We start from the raw sequence: 16,505 nt of genomic DNA on the forward strand, positions 1-16,505 counted from the left end.
CCTCCAGTGATCCATATCTTCGCCTTTTATCTTTTCGCCTGCATCATGATCGCGTCGGGCGCGCTGACGATCTTCGCGCGCAACCCGGTGCACAGCGTGCTGTGGCTGATCCTCGCCTTCTTCAATGCGGCGGGGCTGATGATCCTCGTCGGCGCCGAATTCATCGCGATGCTGCTCGTCATCGTCTATGTCGGCGCGGTCGCGGTGCTGTTCCTCTTCGTCGTGATGATGCTGAACATCGATTATGCGGAGCTGCGCGCCGGTTTCGTCAGCTATCTGCCGTTCGGCATCCTCGTCGCGATCATCCTCGCGGCGGAGATCCTGCTGGGCGTCGGCATCTGGTCGGCCGGGCCGATCGAGCTGGCGCAGCGCGCGGCCCCGGCGCCTGTCGACATGCCCAATGTGCAGGCGATCGGCGCGCTGCTCTATACGCGCTACATCTTCCTGTTCGAGGCGGCCGGCATCGTGCTGCTGGTCGCGATGATCGGCGCCATCGTGCTGACCCACCGGGCGCGCGGCGGCGTGCGCGGCCAGAATATCGCGCGGCAGAACCAGCGCCGCCCGCAAGACGCCATCGTCAATGTCGCCCAGCCCGTGGGCAAGGGGGTAGAGCTGTGATCGGCCTGCAACATTATCTGGTGGTGAGCACGATCCTCTTCGTGATGGGCGTGCTCGGCATCTTCATCAACCGCAAGAACATCATCGTCATCCTGATGGCGATCGAGCTGATCCTGCTCAGCGTGAACATCAATCTGGTGGCGTTCAGCGCGTTCCTCGGCGATCTGGTCGGGCAGGTGTTCAGCATGTTCGTGCTGACCGTGGCGGCCGGTGAAGCCGCGATCGGTCTGGCGATCCTCGTTATCTATTTCCGTTCGCGCGGCACCATCGCCGTCGACGACGCCAACCGGATGAAGGGCTGAGCGCAGGCATGATCCAGATAATCGTTTTCCTGCCGTTGCTGGCCGCGATCATCGCCGGGCTGGGCAACAAGGCGCTGGGCAATGTGCCGGCCAAGATCGTGACGACCGGCGCGCTGTTCATCTCCTGCGCGCTGAGCTGGCCGATCTTCATCTCCTTCCTGATGGGGGGGCATGAGGAAGGCTTCGTCGTCCCGGTGATGACGTGGCTGAACAGCGACAGCTTCAACGCGATGTGGGAATTGCGGGTCGATGCGCTGACGGCGGTGATGCTGGTCGTCATCACCAGCGTGTCGGCGCTCGTCCACCTCTACAGCTGGGGCTATATGGACGAGGACCCGGATCAGCCGCGCTTCTTCGCCTATCTTTCGCTCTTCACCTTCGCGATGCTGATGCTGGTGACGGCGAACAACCTGCTCCAGATGTTCTTCGGCTGGGAAGGGGTGGGGCTCGCCTCCTATCTCCTCATCGGCTTCTGGTTCCGCAAGCCCAGCGCCAATGCGGCGGCGATCAAGGCGTTCGTCGTCAACCGCGTCGGCGACCTCGGCTTCATGATGGGCATTTTCGCGACCTATCTGGTGTTCGACACCATCTCGATTCCCGAAATCCTCGCGGCCGCGCCGAACATGGCGGGATCGACCATCGGCTTCCTCGGCTATCGCTTCGAGACGATGACGGTGATCTGCCTGCTGCTGTTCATCGGCGCGATGGGCAAGTCGGCGCAGCTCGGCCTCCACACCTGGTTGCCGGATGCGATGGAAGGCCCGACCCCGGTGTCGGCGCTGATCCACGCGGCGACAATGGTGACCGCGGGCGTGTTCATGGTCTGCCGCCTGTCGCCGATGTTCGAGGTGAGCGAGACGGCGCTGCACGTCGTCACCTATGTCGGCGCGGCGACCTGCTTCTTCGCGGCGACGGTGGGCACGACGCAGCAGGACATCAAGAAGGTCATTGCCTATTCGACCTGTTCGCAGCTCGGCTACATGTTCTTCGCGGCGGGCGTCGGCGCCTATGGCGCGGCGATGTTCCACCTGTTCACGCACGCCTTCTTCAAGGCGCTGCTGTTCCTCGGCGCCGGTTCTGTCATCCACGCGATGCATCATGAGCAGGACATGCGCTATTATGGCGGGCTGCGCAGGCATATCCCGATCACCTTCTGGACGATGATGGCGGGCACGCTGGCGATCACCGGCGTCGGCATTCCCGGCACGCTTTTCGGCTTCGCGGGCTTCTTCTCGAAGGATTCAATCCTGGAATCGGCCTTTGCCGCAGGCGGGCCGGGCACTTTCGCCTTCTTCCTCGGCGTGACGGCCGCGCTGCTGACCAGCTTCTACAGCTGGCGCCTCGTGTTCCTCACCTTCTACGGCCAGCCGCGCTGGGCGGGGTCGGAGCATATCCAGCATGCGGTGCATGACACGCACGGCCATGGTCACGACGATCATGCCCATGACGCGCCTGCCGACGAAGGGCCGACTCATGACGACCACGCGCATGACGCGCGCGGCCATCATGCGCCGGTCACCGGCACGGCGGGCTATCATCCGCATGAAAGCCCGTGGGTGATGCTGCTGCCGCTGGTGGTGCTGACCGTCGGCGCGGTGTTCGCTGGCTTCGCCTTCCACCATTTCTTCATCGATGCCGAGGGCGGCGAGCATTTCTGGCATGCCAGCACGCTGTTCTTCGACGAGCATCTGATGCATGCGAGCCACGAAGTGCCGCTGTGGGTGAAATGGTCGCCCTTCGCGGTGATGGCGACGGGGCTGCTGGTGGCCTGGCTCGCCTATATCAAGAATACCGACTGGCCGGCGAAGTTCACCGCGCAATTCTATGTGTTGTACCAGTTCCTGCTCAACAAATGGTATTTCGACGAACTGTACAACGCGGTCTTCGTCAAGCCGGCCTTCGCCATCGGCCGCTTCTTCTGGAAGGCGGGCGATGAGGGCACCATCGACCGCTTCGGCCCGAACGGCCTCGCCGCTCTGGTCGTCGCGGGCGGCAAGGTGACCCGCAGGCTTCAGTCCGGTTATGTCTATTCCTACGCGCTGGTGATGCTGCTCGGCCTCGCCGCGGCGATAACATGGGCGATCACACGATAATGAATCAGCTCGGCTTTCCCATTCTTTCGCTGATGATGGCGCTGCCGCTGGCAGGGGCGCTCGCGTGCCTGTGGAGCAGCGCCGCGACCGCGCGCCTCATCGCGCTGGCGATCACGCTGGCCGATCTCGCGCTCGGCATCGTGCTGTGGCTCAGCTTCGATCAGGGCGCGAGCGCGCCGCAATGGCAGTTCACCGAATATGCGCCGATCTTCGGCCGCTTCGCCTGGGCGATGGGCATAGACGGCATCGCGCTGATGCTGATCGCGCTCACCGTGTTCCTGATGCCGATCTGCATCCTCGCGAGCTGGGAGTCGGTGCAGAAGCGGGTCAGCGAATATATGGCGGCGTTCCTGTTCATGGAAACGCTGATGATCGGCGTGTTCACCGCGCAGGACCTGTTCCTCTTCTACATCTTCTTCGAGGCGGGCCTCATTCCGATGTATCTGATCATCGGCATCTGGGGCGGCGTGAACCGCATTTACGCGAGCTACAAATTCTTCCTCTACACGCTGTTGGGGTCGGTGCTGATGCTGATCGCGATGCTGTGGATGGCGCGCGAGGCGGGCACCACGGACATTCCGACGCTGATGGCCTATAATTTCGACCCGAAGGTGCAGAGCTGGCTGTGGCTGGCCTTCTTCGCCAGCTTCGCGGTGAAGATGCCGATGTGGCCGGTGCACACCTGGCTGCCCGACGCGCACGTTCAGGCGCCGACCGCCGGGTCGGTCATTCTGGCGGGCGTGCTGCTGAAGATGGGCGGCTACGGCTTCATCCGCTTCTCGCTGCCGATGTTCCCGGACGCCTCGGCGCAGTTCGCCTGGCTGGTCTACGGCCTGTCGATGGTCGCGGTGGTCTATACCAGCCTCGTCGCGCTGGTGCAGAACGACATGAAGAAGCTGATCGCCTATTCCTCGGTCGCGCACATGGCGATCGTCACCGTCGGCCTGTTCGCGTTCAACCAGGCGGGCATCGAGGGCGCGATGATGGTGATGCTGGGCCACGGCCTCGTGTCGGGCGCGCTGTTCCTGTGCGTCGGCGTGATCTACGATCGCCTGCACACCCGCGAGATCGACCGTTATGGCGGCCTGTCGATCAACATGCCGAAATATGCGGTGCTGTTCCTGCTGTTCACCATGGCGTCGGTCGGCCTGCCGGGCACGTCCAACTTCGTCGGCGAGTTCCTGTCGCTGATGGGCGTCTATCAGGCGTCGAGCTGGGTCGCGCTGGTGTCGACCACCGGCATCATCCTGGGCGCGGCCTATATGCTCTATCTCTATCGCCGCATCTGCTATGGCGACCTGACCAAGGACGATGTCCGCGCGATGCCGGACCTCAACGCCCGCGAGATCGCGATCCTCGCGCCGATCGCCGCGGCGGTGTTGTGGATGGGCGTCTATCCCGAAAGCTTCCTCGCGCCGATGCGGGCGGATGTGCGCGCCGTGGTCGCGCGCATGGAGCCGGCGAAACATCCGGGCGACGCGCATCTGACCGCCGGCAAGCCTGCCGCGCCCGCCACCCATGGCGCCCACGGGGCCGGGCATGGCGAGCAGGGCGCGGCCACCCATGAACCTTCCGCAACAACCGAACACGCCGGGGAGGCGCACTGATGTTGGATATGGCTTCCCTGTTGATGACGGCGCCGGAGCTGGTCCTGACCGCTTCGGGGCTGGTGCTGCTGATGGTCGCGGCGTTCGGCGGAGATGCCAGCGCGCGCATCGTCGGCTGGCTGGCGGTCGCGGCGCTGGTGTCGGCGGGCCTCACGCTGTGCGGCATTGCGGGCCATGGCGGCGACGCCTTCGACGGCCTCTATCGCGCCGATGCCTTCTCCTCTTTCTCCAAGGTGCTGATCTACGCGACGGCGGCGCTGTCGATCGTGGTCGCGCCGCGCTTCTTCGCGACCGGACGGGCGGTGCGCGCCGAATATCCGGTGCTGATCCTGTTCGCGGTCGCGGGCATGGGCCTGATGGTGTCGGCGAGCGACATGCTGACGCTCTATATCGGCCTCGAACTCAACAGCCTTGCCTCCTATGTGCTCGCCAGCTTCATGCGGCAGGACGGGCGCTCGGCCGAGGCGGGCCTCAAATATTTCGTGCTCGGCTCGCTGGCGAGCGGCATCCTGCTCTATGGCATTTCGCTGCTCTACGGTTTCACCGGATCGACCAGCTATGCCGGGATCGCCACGGCGATGACCGACGGCCTGTCGAACGGGGAGCTGTTCGGGCTGGTGTTCGTGCTGGCGGGGCTGGCGTTCAAGATCAGCGCGGTGCCGTTCCACATGTGGACGCCGGATGTCTATGAAGGCGCGCCGACCCCGGTGACCGCTTTCTTCGCCACCGCGCCGAAGGTCGCCGCCGTCGCGCTGTTCGTGCGCGTCACGATCGAGGCGATGGGTAGCGCGTTCACCGCGTGGCAGCAGATCATCATCTTCCTGGCGCTGGCGTCGATCTTCTTCGGCGCGGTCGCGGCGATCGGCCAGACCAACATCAAGCGCCTGATGGCCTATTCGTCGATCAACAATGTCGGTTTCGCGCTGGTCGGCCTTGCGGCGGGCACGCCCGAAGGCGTCGCGGCGGTGCTGAGCTATCTCGCCATCTATGTGGTGATGACGATGGGCAGCTTCTACTGCATCCTTCAGATGCGCGATGCCGACGGCAATCCGGTCGAGGATATCGCCAGCCTCGCGGGCCTGTCGCAGAGCCGCAAGGGGCTGGCCGCCGCCTTCGCCATCTTCATGTTCAGCCTCGCGGGCATTCCGCCGCTCTTCGGCTTCTGGGCGAAGTTCCTGGTGTTCGACGCGGCGGTGGGCGCGGGCCTTGCGGGCCTCGCGGCCTTCGGTATCGCCGGGTCGGTCATCGGTGCCTTCTATTATCTGAAGATCATCAAGACGATCTATTTCGACGAACCGGCGGAAGGCTATGCCCCGGTCGGCAGCCCGTTGGAAAATGGCTTGGTGGCGGTCGGCGCGGCGGTGATTGTGCTCGGCTATCTGCTCAACCCGTTCCTCGGCAAGGTCAGCGCCGCCGCCGCCGCGGCGTTGCTCTGACCGGCAGGTGCCGCCGCTGTCCCAATCCGCCGGCCCGGCCATCGAGATCCGTTTCCTGCCCGAAACAGGATCGACCAACGCGGATCTGCGCGCGCTGGCGGCCGGGGGTGCGGCGGAGGGCCTGTGGCTTCGCGCCGGACGCCAGAGCGCCGGGCGCGGCCGGATGGGGCGGCCATGGGAAGGCGAGGAAGGCAATCTCTACGCCTCGACCCTGATCCGCCTGCGCCCCGCCGATCCTCCCGCGCCGACGCTGGCGCTGGCGGTGGCGGTGGCGGTGCATGAGGCGCTGGCGGATTTCGTCGGCGCGGAGGCCATCGCCATCAAATGGCCCAACGATATCATGGCGGGCGGCGCCAAGCTGTGCGGAATGCTGCTGGAACGGGCGGGCGATGCCGTCATCATCGGCATCGGCGTCAATGTGGCCGGCGCGCCCGCATTGCCCGACCGGCAGGCGGCCAGTCTGCGCGATCTGGGCGCGGAAACGGCCGATGCGCAGCGCGTGCTGGAGGCGATCGCCCGGCATTTCGCGCGGCAGGTGGAACAATGGCGCAGTTTCGGGGTCGAACCCATTGCCCGCGCCTGGCAGGACCGCGCCCATGCGCCGGGCACGCCGCTCGCCGTGCTGCTGCCCGACGGGGAACGGATCGAAGGGACGTTCGAGACGCTGGACCGGGACGGGGCGCTGATCCTGCGCCTGGCGGACGGGTCCAGCGATGTCATTCACGCAGGTGACGTGTTTCTGATCTGAAGCATGCATCAGGGAGAGGGTCGATGCTTCTGGCGATAGATGCCGGGAATACCAACATCGTTTTCGCGCTGGTCGATCCGGGGGTGGACGGGCAGGGCGCGACCATATTGACGCGCTGGCGCATCGCCACGGACGCGCGGCGCACGGCGGACGAATATGCGGTCTGGCTCCATCAGCTGCTGATGCTGGAAGGCTATGGGATGACCGATGTGGACGCGGTCATCATCGCCACCGTCGTCCCGCGCGCGCTGCACAATCTGAAGGTGCTGGCGTCGAAATATTTCAAGGTCGACGCGCTGGTCGCGGGCGAAGGCAAGGCCGGCTGGGGCATCGCGCTCGACGTGGTGGAGCCGCAGTCGGTCGGCGCCGACCGCGTCGTCAACGCCATCGCCGCCCACAGCAAGGCGGAGGGCGATCTTCTCGTCGTCGATTTCGGCACCGCCACCACCTTCGACGTGGTCGATTATGCGGGCGCCTATAAGGGCGGCATCATCGCGCCGGGCCTGAACCTGTCGCTCGAAGCGCTGGTGTCGGCGGCGGCGAAGCTGCCGCGCATCGCCATCGAGGCGCCGGAAAGCACCTCGGTCATCGGCCGCACTACGGAGGAACAGATGCGCATCGGCGTGTTCTGGGGCTATGTGGCGATGATGGAAGGGCTGGCGCAGAAGCTGCGCAGCCAGATCGGCCGCCCGGTGAAGATTATCGCCACCGGCGGCCTCGCCGTATTGTTCGACGAACATACGGATCTTTTCGACATCATCGCCCCCGATCTGACGATCGAGGGACTGGCGATGATCTATGCACGGAGTTTGCGGAACTGATGACGGCAGGTGACGAGCTTCTCTTCCTGGCCCTTGGCGGGTCGGGAGAGATTGGCATGAATGTGAATCTTTATGGCTGTCGCGGCAAATGGGTGATGGTCGACCTCGGCGTGACCTTCGCCGATCCGCAATATCCCGGCATCGAGCTGGTGTTGCCGGACCTCGCCTTCATCGAGGAACGGCGCGAGGATCTGCTGGGCATCGTGCTGACCCACGGGCATGAGGACCATATCGGCGCGGTGCCCTATCTGGCCGCCGATCTCGGCGTGCCGCTCTATGCGACGCCGTTCACCGCGGGCCTCATCGCGGGCAAGCTGGAGGAGGAAGGGCTGCTCGATCAGGTCGAGCTGAACGTCATCGACAATGGCGGCGAGTTCCGCCTGGGCGAATTCGGCTTTCGCTATGTGCCGCTCGCCCATTCCATCGCCGAGGGCAATGCGGTGCTGATCGACACGCCGTTCGGCCGCATCTTCCACACCGGCGACTGGAAGCTGGACGCCCAGCCGCAGATCGGCGCCCCCGCCAGCGAGGCGGATCTGCGGGCGATCGGCGACGAGGGCGTGCTCGCGCTGGTGTGCGACAGCACCAATGTCTTCAATCCGCAAGCCAGCGGATCGGAAGGGGATGTGCGCGACGGCCTGATGGAGACGGTGAAGGGCGCGAAGGGGCGGGTGGTCGTCACCACCTTCGCCTCCAACGTGGCGCGCATCAAGACGCTGGGCGACGTGGCGAAGGCGACCGGGCGACGCCTGTGCCTCGCCGGGCGCTCGCTCGACCGGATCGTGCAGGTGGCGAAGGCGAACGGCTATCTGGGTGACCTGCCGCCGATGATCGACTGGGATCTGGCGATGGACCTGCCGCCGCGCGAGGTGCTGATCGTCGCGACCGGCGGGCAGGGGGAAAACCGCGCGGCGCTGGCCCGCATCGCGCAGGACATGCACCCGATCAAGCTGGACGAGGGCGATCTGGTCGTGTTCTCGTCCAAGGAAATCCCCGGCAACGAGATCGCGATCGGCCGCGTGCAGAACGCGTTTGCCGCGCGCCGCGTGCGCATGGTGACGGAGCGGCAGGCGCATGTCCATGTCTCCGGCCACCCCGGCAGGCCGGAGCTTCAGGCGATGTACGACTGGATCCGGCCCGACATCCTGCTGCCCGTCCATGGCGAGATCCGCCATATGATGGAGCAGGCGCGGCTCGGCCTCGCCCACGGCATCGCGCGGGCGGTGGTGCAGCGCAACGGCGACGTGGTGCGCCTGGCCCCCGGCGCGCCTGAGATCATCGGGCATGAACAGACCGGGCGGCTGGTGCTGGACGGCGACGTGATCCTGCCCGCCGACGGCGCGACCATCAACGAGCGGCGCAAGCTGTCGCTGCACGGCCAGATCAGCGTCGCGGTGGCGCGCGACGGGGCCGGGCGGCTGAAGGGCAAGCCGGTGCTGCGCCTGCAGGGCGTGCCGCTGGAGGAGGACCGCGAGGCGTTCCTCAGCGAGGCGCAGGACGAGGCCGCGGCGGCGGTGGCGACGGGCAATGGCGATGTCGAGGCGCTGCGCGAGCGCGTCCGCCTCGCCGTGCGGCGGACCGCGACGCGCTGGACCGGCAAAAAGCCGGTGGTCGACGTTCTCATCATTGACATCTGATGGCCAGGCGGCGGAAGGTGGCGCCATGAAAATCACGTCGATCATCGCCATCTACGCCCTGTTCTGGGTCATGAGCGCCTTCCTGCTGCTGCCCATCGGCGTGCGCACGCCGGACGAGACGGGGGAGGCGCTGGTGCCGGGGCAGGCGACCAGCGCGCCGAGCAATTTCCGGCCGGGGCGCATCCTCCTGCGGGCGACGCTGCTGTCGTTCGTGCTGTTCGGCCTGTTCTACGCCAATTATGTGCAGGGCTGGATCACGGCCGAGGATATCGACTTCATCTCGTGGAAGGGGCGCTGACCTTCCTGTGACGTCATGCCAGCGCAGGCTGGCATTTCGGGAGGTTTGTTCCTCCGCCGCCGGGAACGATGCCAGCCCGCGCTGGCATGACGGTCGTGGGGCTGACGGTCGGCGGACGACAGGTCAGTTCCGCAGTCGGTCGATCGCCTGCGCCAGCGCGACATAGAGCTTGCCGATGTCCGAGGACAGCAGCGTCACGCCCAGCGAGCTGCCTTCGCGGGCGGCCAGCACCGTGCGCAGCATCGCCTCGAAATCGTGGATGTAGCGGTTCACATTGTCGCGGAACAGGCTGTCCTCGTCGTAGAGCTGGCCGATCGACCGCGCCTCGCCCGCGTTGAGCAGCGACACCGCGCGCCGGGTGAACACGCCGCGATCGCCCTTCAGATAGGCCGCCCAGCTCGCATCGCCAACCTCCTGTGCGAGCAGCTTCGTCACGTCGATGGCGATGCTGTTGAGCGATTCGATCAGGATCGCCGAGCGGTTGGAGAAATTGTCGCGGTCCCGTTTCTCGGCGGCTTCGTCCGCCTCGGCGATGCGCTGCTCGATGCTGGCGGTGGTGTCGGCGATGGTGAGAAGCTGGCGCATGAGCCGGTCGGAGGCGACATGGGCGGCCTGCACCGCGCGATCGGCGACCGCGCTGATCTCCTCCATGCGGGCCTGGAACTGGTCGCCCAGCCGCTGCGACAGCGCCTGCTCGCTGGCCTCGCCCAGCTCGTCGGTCGCCTGCGCGATGGCGCGTGAGAGCGCCTGCCGCGCCCGCTCGCCCGCCTGATCCGCCGCTTCCCGAATGCGCAGCAGCGTCGCGACCAGTTGCGGGCCGGAGCTGTCGGCCAGCCGCCGCGCGTCGGCATCCGCCGCCTCCAGCGCGAGGCGCAGCGCCGATACCTGTTCCTTGTTGGCGACCAGCGCGCGCTCGCCGCTTTCCAGCCACGCGGCGAGCTTCTGGCTCTGGCCGCTGAGCAGCTGTTCGGAGTCCTTCGCCTGCCCCAATATCGCGGCGGAAATCGCCTCCAGCCGCTCTATCTCCGGCGCCACGGCCATCAGCAGGCGGCGGCTCTGGTCGACGCGCTCGTCGAGCCGGGCGAGGGCGGCGGGATGGCCTTCGTCCAGTTCCCGCACGCTGGCGTCGAGCGCCACCAGCAAGGCCTCGGACCGCGCGATCATCGCCTCGGCGGTGCGGTTGCCCGATTGCAGCGCCTCATCGAGCTGGGCGGTGCGGTGGGTCAGCCGGTCGAATGTCGTCGCCAGCCGCTCGGCGCCCGACGCGCCTTCGGCCTCGAACTGGCTGAACCGCTCGCCCGCGCGGTCGATCCGGCCGGTCAGCTCGTCGCCGATATTCGCCAGCAGCTCGTTCTGCGCGCCGATCATCCGGTCCAGCTCGCCCAGCCGCGCCTCGATGCGGTCGATGCTCTCGCCATAGGCGGCGACCGCTCCGCCGCCTATATCGTCCAGCGCGGTGCGGGAGCGCTCGACCAGATGGCTGAGATCGGCCATCTGCGTGTCCAGCGCGGTGCCGGTCTCGTCGAGCGCCCGGCGGGCCTGCTCGATCGTCGTGCCGATCCGGCTGGCGCTCAGCTCGGCCATGCCGGTCACCTCGTCGCTGGCGGAGCGGGACGCATCCTGGATCTGCATCAGCTGGGCGACGAGGCTCTGCGTCGCGTTCATCGTGCGGGAGCGGGTGTCCTCCAGCAGGCGGGAGAGGGAATCGAGCTTCGCCTCCAGCCGGTCGACCTTGTCGGCCAGCGCGCTGCCGCCCTGATCGAGCGAGGAGGCGACGCGATCCGCGCGTTCTTCCAGCAGGGGCATCGCCTCGACCAGCTGGCCGAACTGATGGGCGAGGGAAAGGCCCGCCCGCTCCACCATTTCCGCCTGCTTGGCGGAATTATGGGCATGCTGGGTCATCGTCCGCGCCGCCGTTTCGAGGTTGAGGCTGGCCGATGCGCCATACTGTTCGAGCAGGCTAGCCTGTTCGCGCATGGTTTCGCGCGCGGTGTCGAGTTGCTGGTTGACGATGGCGAGCCGCAGGTCCAGCGCCTCGCTTTCCCGGCGCAGCTGGGACGTGATCCGGGCGAAGCGGTCCGCCTCGCCCATGCTGGTGCGGAGTAGCAATTGATAAAGGACGGCGAGCAGGATCAGCGGGATCGCGACCAGTGTCACCGCATAGGGAATCTGCTCGACGGCGGGCAGGCGGAAGTCGCGCCGCGCGAGCAGCCATAGGGCAAAGCCGATCCAGCCCGCGGCTCCGGCGATCAGCGCGATCCGGCCCGCCTTCAGCAGCGGCTGGGTCGCGGGCGGGGGCATGTCGGCCACGTCGATTTCCTGATAGCCGAGCAATTCTTCGGCGTCCGCGTCCAGCGGTGCTTCCACTTTGGAATCCAGCAATAATTCATGGCCTTCCAGAGCGGTACGCTGCGCCATTTCTTCCTCGCGCTTCAGGCTGACCACATTCTTTTCCCTGTTCATGGCCCATTGTGTAGCAGCTTTTCCGAAACCGCAAATGCGATTTTGCAACCGCCTCTTAACCTTCTGCGGGTTATGATGGGCCCATGTCCTACGAAGCTGGCAATCTGGATATGGCTCTGACCGCCGTGGTGGGGGACGACCCGTTGCTGATTCACGATCTGCGCCGGGCCTTTCTCGAAAGCGCGGACCGGCAGATCGACATGGCGTCGCGCGCCCGCGACGAAGCGGCCTGGAAGCAGGCGCTCTGGCGGCTGCGGGGACTGAGCGGCAGCTTCGGCATCCTGCCGATGATCGCGCTGGCCGAGGAGGCCGAGCAGGCGCGTCCGGGCGATGCGAAGATGCTGAAGCGGCTGCGCGCCGTGCTGGACGAACTGGCGGCGGGCTGAAAAAGCCCCGCGCGGGCGGCTCGCGGCGGCGGCACCTTGCGAACGACTTGCATATCGCGCCTCATGTTGCGAAGAGAAGGGTCTGTTCCATCAACATGGGTTCCTTCATGCCTTTGGCGGCGATTCTTTGTGCAAGCGCTCCTTCCGTGGATCGGCCCGAGATATTGCGCGGCCAGATCATCTTCGCCGCGCAGACGCTGATCGAATATCAGGCGCGGCAGGCGACCGGGGCCGGGGCGCGGGAATTGTTCATCATGGTGGAGGCGGTCACGCCCCAGCTGTCGCGGCTGGTGGACCGGCTGATCGCCGACGGCATACAGGTGCACCTGATCCGCGACATGCCCGCGCTGATGCGCCAACTGCCGCGCAACAGCGACATATTGCTGTTCGCCGACGGGATGGTGGTCGATCAGGATCATGTGCGGGACCTCGCCTCGATGGAGGGGAACGGGCTGTTGCTGGTCGATGACGGCCCGGCGACCGGTCATCTGGAGCGGGTCGACAGCCATTATCGCTGGGCCGGCGTCGCCCGCCTGTCGCCGCAGACGCTGTTCAACACGCTCGACCTGATCGGGGACTGGGATCTGGTGCTGACCCTGCTGCGGGCGGCGGTGCAGGGGCAGCCGCGCCGCGTCGTCATCCCTCAGTCGGAGGTCGCCGAGGGCCGGATCGCGCTGATCGACCGGCAGGAAACCGCCGATCTGGTCGCCCGCGCGCTGGTCGCGCCGCTGGCGAAGGGCGGCGTCGAGGCAGGGGCGGAGCGTTATATATTGGGGCCTGTGGCGCAACTGATCGCGCCGCGCCTGCTGCGCTTGCAGATACCGCCGCGCCACCTGCTGCTGGGCGCTGCGGGCATTGCCGGGCTGGGGCTGGCGTTGCTGGTGCCGGGCTGGACGGTTCCGGCGGTCATCCTGTTCCTGATCGCGCTGACCGCGAACCTCGTCGCCGGACATATTGCGACCATGGGACGCATGGCCGGGCGCAAGACGCTGATCCGGCTGCTGCCCGATGCGCTGGTGCTCGCCGGGGTGGCGTGGATCGGCGTGGAGGCGGACATGCATGCCGACGGCCTGCACCTCGCGCTGCTGTCCGCGATCACGGCGGTGGTGCTGTACCGGGGCGACCGGCTGGCGCTGCCCGCATGGGCCTATGTGACGCCCGGCAGCGTGCTGCTGCTGCTGCTCGCCGCGCTGCTCGTCGGCCTGCTGCCCGCCGCCCTGTCCCTTGCGGCAGTGCTGGGCATCGCGTCGCTGGCGGCGCTGCTGCTGCTGCCCGACAGGCTCGCCGCGACGGCCTGATCCGGCGGCATTCGGCCAGTGACGGACCTGATCCTCCCCGGTACGGGGAAGGGGACCGCCCGCGGGGTGGTGGAGGGGCATCATCCCCAAGCGTAACGTTCGGCGGCCTGTACCCTCCACCATGCTTCGCATGGTCCCCCTCCCCCAGGGGGAGGATTGGCAACTAACCACCCCAACCGGCCTTCAAGGCCCGTGTTCGCGGGGGACATGACCGCCCCCGAAAAAGCCCACCACAAAAAAGATCTTCGGGTTTAACGATAATTTACCCTGGCGGGATAAGCCGGATGGCATGAGCGAGATGCCGCCTCACCCGCACCGGCGCCCCGACGAAGGGCGCTGGCCGTTGTCGCCTGTGCTGCTGGGCGTGCGGGAGAATGGCGCGCGTCCGGCCTCGCTGCTGCTGGAGCGGTGCTTCGGCGGCGACGATGCGCGCTGGAGCGACGCGCTGGTGACGCGCATGCGGCGGCATATCGGCGGTTGCGTGACGGCGGTCGAGGTCGCATTGCGGGATCAACTCGTGTTATCGGGTGAGGAAGGGCGCGCGCTGGTCGCGGCCCTGCCCGAAGCGGTCGGCTGGGCGGCGCTGCAACGGCGGCCGGATCTGCTGGGCGGCCGCCTTATCGCCCATTTCCGCGATCGCGCGGCGGTCAGTCTGATGACGCAGGAAGAGCTTGCCGATGGCGCACCCGGCAATGCCGAGCCGCCGGAAAGCCTGTTTCCGTCCGCCCTGGCCCGCGACCTCGCCTCGCTGGCGCTGGCCGAGCGGCGCTGGTGCGACGACCGGCCCGACGAAGCGCCGATGGTCGCCGACCTGCCCGCCGAGGATATGGAGCAACTGGTCTGGACGGTCATGGCGCTGCTCGCCGATGCGGCGGCGCCGGTCCGCGCCTTTCCGCTCGGCGACATGGTGCGGCTGGCCGATCGCGCCGGGTGCGCGGTGCTTGCCCGGCATGACGAGCAGACCGCGCCCTTCGTCATGGCGTCCCTCGTCGCGCACAGGCTGCGTGGCACGGGGGCGGGGGAGGAGCATCTGCTCTGGCTGGGGCGGCACCGGCAGGTGCTGGCGCTGCTGGCGATCCTCGCCGACCGCACCGGCATGGAGAACGCCGCGCTGGTCGGCCGGATCGTCGAGGGGCCGGAGCATCTGCTGTTCCAAATATGCCGCGCCGCCGATTTCCCGCGTGAAGTTGCCGTCCGCCTCATGCTAGGGCGAAGGGGCATCGCGCGCGGAGTAGAGGATTCGGTGCTGATCGAATATGCGGAAGGATATGATCGCATGTCGCGGGAGCAGGCGGCGCTGGCCGTGGCTCCGCTAGGGCTGTCCCTCCGTTTCCGGGAAAAACTGTCCGCGCTGCGGAACCGGCCACCGGGCGATGACTGCTGAGCGCGGCCCGTTCGAGCGGAAGGACGCGCCGGTCGTGACGGCGCGGCTGGACGCGCAGGATCATATCCTCGCCGCCGATGATCTGGTGCTGCGGTTGCAGGCCGCCGCCGGGGGCGAGCCGGATGGGCGCATCGCCATTCCGCAGGTCGCGGCGGTGGCGCGGCTGGCGCGGCGGCTGGGCCTGCTGATCGCGCGGCCGCTGCTGATCGGCGGGCAGGACTATGACATCCGCCTCTGGGTCCGGGCGAAGCCGGTCGAGGACGGGGTGGAGCTGGAATTTTCCGAATGGCAGGAAGCGCCCCATGCCGACGCGGATTCGATCGCGGCGTTGCGGGCGGCGCAGATTTCGCTGGCACCCGACGGGGCGGAATGGCGCACCGACGCGCAGATGCGCTTCCTCCATCTGGGGGCGGAGGCCGGGATCGCCGCGCCCGGTGACGAATTCTTCGCCGCCTTCACCGGCGGGAGCGACGGGATGAAGCGCCTGGCGATGGAAGTCGCCGCGCGCCGGGCCTTTTTCGGGCTGAGGGTCGGCCTGAGCAAAGGACTGTGCGGGGATGGAGGCCGGATGGTCGATCTTTCCGGTCATCCGCTGTTCGATGCCGACGGCTCCTTCCTCGGCTATCGCGGCAAGCTGTCCTTCTGCAAGGAGGAGCGGGTGCCCGCGCAAGTCGTCCCTCTGCATGAGGATGCGCGCGCGGGGGATGGCGAGGAGGCGGACGAGGCCATCACGCTGCCGGATTTCGGGCGCCGCCTCGACCTTGCGCTGCGCCAGCCGCTGGGGCGCATCATCGCCAATGCCGAAACCATCCGGGGCCAGATCGAGGGGCCGCTGCGCAGCGACTATACCGCCTATGCCGCCGATATCGCCGAGGCCGGACGGCATCTGATGGAACTGGTCGACGATCTGGCCGATCTGCAGGCGATCGATCGCGTCAATTTCACCGTCGCGCGGGAGGATATCGACCTCGCCGATCTGGCGCGCCGGGCGGCGGGCCTGCTCGGGGTGAAGGCGGCGGACCGCCGCATCACCATCAGCACGCCCAAAGCCGGGGAGCAGGCGCCCGCTGTCGGAGAATTCCGCCGGGCGTTGCAGATCATCGTCAACCTGCTGACCAATGCCGTCCGCTATTCGCCGGAAGGGTCGGACATCCGCATCGCCACGGAAAGCCTGGGCGATCGGGCGATGCTGTCGATCACCGACCAGGGGCCGGGCATCGCGCCGGAGGACCGCGAGCGGGTGTTCGACAAGTTCGAGCGGTTGGGCCGCAGCGACGTCGCGGGCAGCGGCCTCGGCCTTTATATCTCCCGCCGCCTCGCCCGCGCGATGCAGGGCGATATCCTCATCGAGGGCGGCCCGGCCGGGAAGGGCGCCCGTTTCGTACTGCAATTGCCGACGCGTTGAGGGAAGGCG

At 67.1% G+C, this 16,505-nt stretch carries 14 protein-coding genes; 13 read left to right on the forward strand and 1 reads right to left on the reverse strand.

Annotation, left to right across the window (positions count from 1 at the left end; genetic code table 11):
* Positions 1-6: 6 nt before the first annotated feature.
* Genes GGR43_RS02960 through GGR43_RS03000 form a run of 9 tightly spaced genes read left to right on the forward strand, consistent with a single transcriptional unit; the run spans position 7 to position 9,560 of the window.
* On the forward strand, positions 7-618 hold the full coding sequence (locus GGR43_RS02960; protein WP_188070463.1) for an NADH-quinone oxidoreductase subunit J: 612 nt from the start codon (positions 7-9) through the stop codon (positions 616-618).
* Positions 615-920, forward strand: coding sequence for an NADH-quinone oxidoreductase subunit NuoK (gene nuoK, locus GGR43_RS02965; protein ID WP_188070464.1), 306 nt, complete (start codon positions 615-617; stop codon positions 918-920). Before GGR43_RS02960 ends, nuoK begins: the two co-directional genes overlap by 4 nt.
* An 8-nt stretch (positions 921-928) precedes the next feature.
* Positions 929-3,013 (forward strand): NADH-quinone oxidoreductase subunit L, encoded by a 2,085-nt coding sequence (gene nuoL / locus GGR43_RS02970; protein ID WP_188070465.1) that lies wholly within the window; start codon positions 929-931, stop codon positions 3,011-3,013.
* A complete protein-coding gene (locus tag GGR43_RS02975) occupies positions 3,013-4,620 on the forward strand; it encodes an NADH-quinone oxidoreductase subunit M (protein ID WP_188070466.1) in 1,608 nt (535 codons plus the stop codon). Before nuoL ends, GGR43_RS02975 begins: the two co-directional genes overlap by 1 nt.
* On the forward strand, positions 4,620-6,056 hold the full coding sequence (gene nuoN, locus GGR43_RS02980) for an NADH-quinone oxidoreductase subunit NuoN (RefSeq protein ID WP_188070467.1): 1,437 nt from the start codon (positions 4,620-4,622) through the stop codon (positions 6,054-6,056). Before GGR43_RS02975 ends, nuoN begins: the two co-directional genes overlap by 1 nt.
* Positions 6,057-6,096: 40 nt before the next feature.
* Entirely contained in the window at positions 6,097-6,804 is a 708-nt protein-coding gene (locus tag GGR43_RS02985) for a biotin--[acetyl-CoA-carboxylase] ligase (protein WP_188070813.1), read from the forward strand.
* Between the two features lie 23 nt (positions 6,805-6,827).
* A complete protein-coding gene (locus GGR43_RS02990; protein WP_188070468.1) occupies positions 6,828-7,625 on the forward strand; it encodes a type III pantothenate kinase in 798 nt (265 codons plus the stop codon).
* Positions 7,625-9,262 (forward strand): ribonuclease J, encoded by a 1,638-nt coding sequence (locus GGR43_RS02995; RefSeq protein WP_188070469.1) that lies wholly within the window; start codon positions 7,625-7,627, stop codon positions 9,260-9,262. Before GGR43_RS02990 ends, GGR43_RS02995 begins: the two co-directional genes overlap by 1 nt.
* Positions 9,263-9,287: 25 nt before the next feature.
* Positions 9,288-9,560, forward strand: a complete 273-nt coding sequence (locus GGR43_RS03000) for a DUF1467 family protein (RefSeq protein ID WP_188070470.1) — start codon at positions 9,288-9,290, stop codon at positions 9,558-9,560.
* A gap of 123 nt (positions 9,561-9,683) precedes the next feature.
* Here GGR43_RS03000 and GGR43_RS03005 read toward each other — a convergent pair whose 3' ends face one another.
* Positions 9,684-12,023 carry a coiled-coil domain-containing protein gene (locus tag GGR43_RS03005; RefSeq protein WP_188070471.1) on the reverse strand — a complete coding sequence of 780 codons (2,340 nt, stop codon included), beginning with the start codon at positions 12,021-12,023 and terminating at the stop codon, positions 9,684-9,686.
* An 83-nt stretch (positions 12,024-12,106) separates the two neighbouring features.
* On the opposite strand from GGR43_RS03005, the gene GGR43_RS03010 reads away from it, so the two are divergent.
* From GGR43_RS03010 to GGR43_RS03025, 4 genes are all read left to right on the forward strand, one after another.
* On the forward strand, positions 12,107-12,409 hold the full coding sequence (locus GGR43_RS03010; protein WP_188070472.1) for an Hpt domain-containing protein: 303 nt from the start codon (positions 12,107-12,109) through the stop codon (positions 12,407-12,409).
* Positions 12,410-12,555: 146 nt separating this feature from the next.
* The gene (locus GGR43_RS03015) at positions 12,556-13,707 is read left to right on the forward strand and encodes a hypothetical protein (protein WP_188070473.1); all 1,152 of its coding nucleotides are present in this window, start codon (positions 12,556-12,558) and stop codon (positions 13,705-13,707) included.
* Between the two features lie 289 nt (positions 13,708-13,996).
* Positions 13,997-15,091 carry a hypothetical protein gene (locus tag GGR43_RS03020; RefSeq protein ID WP_188070474.1) on the forward strand — a complete coding sequence of 365 codons (1,095 nt, stop codon included), beginning with the start codon at positions 13,997-13,999 and terminating at the stop codon, positions 15,089-15,091.
* Positions 15,081-16,496: a sensor histidine kinase gene (locus GGR43_RS03025; RefSeq protein ID WP_188070475.1), complete on the forward strand. Its 1,416-nt coding sequence runs from the start codon at positions 15,081-15,083 to the stop codon at positions 16,494-16,496. The genes GGR43_RS03020 and GGR43_RS03025 overlap by 11 nt, the downstream gene beginning before the upstream one ends.
* Positions 16,497-16,505 lie beyond the last annotated feature (9 nt).

Source organism: Sphingobium jiangsuense (genome assembly GCF_014196495.1).
Lineage (GTDB): Bacteria > Pseudomonadota > Alphaproteobacteria > Sphingomonadales > Sphingomonadaceae > Sphingobium > Sphingobium jiangsuense.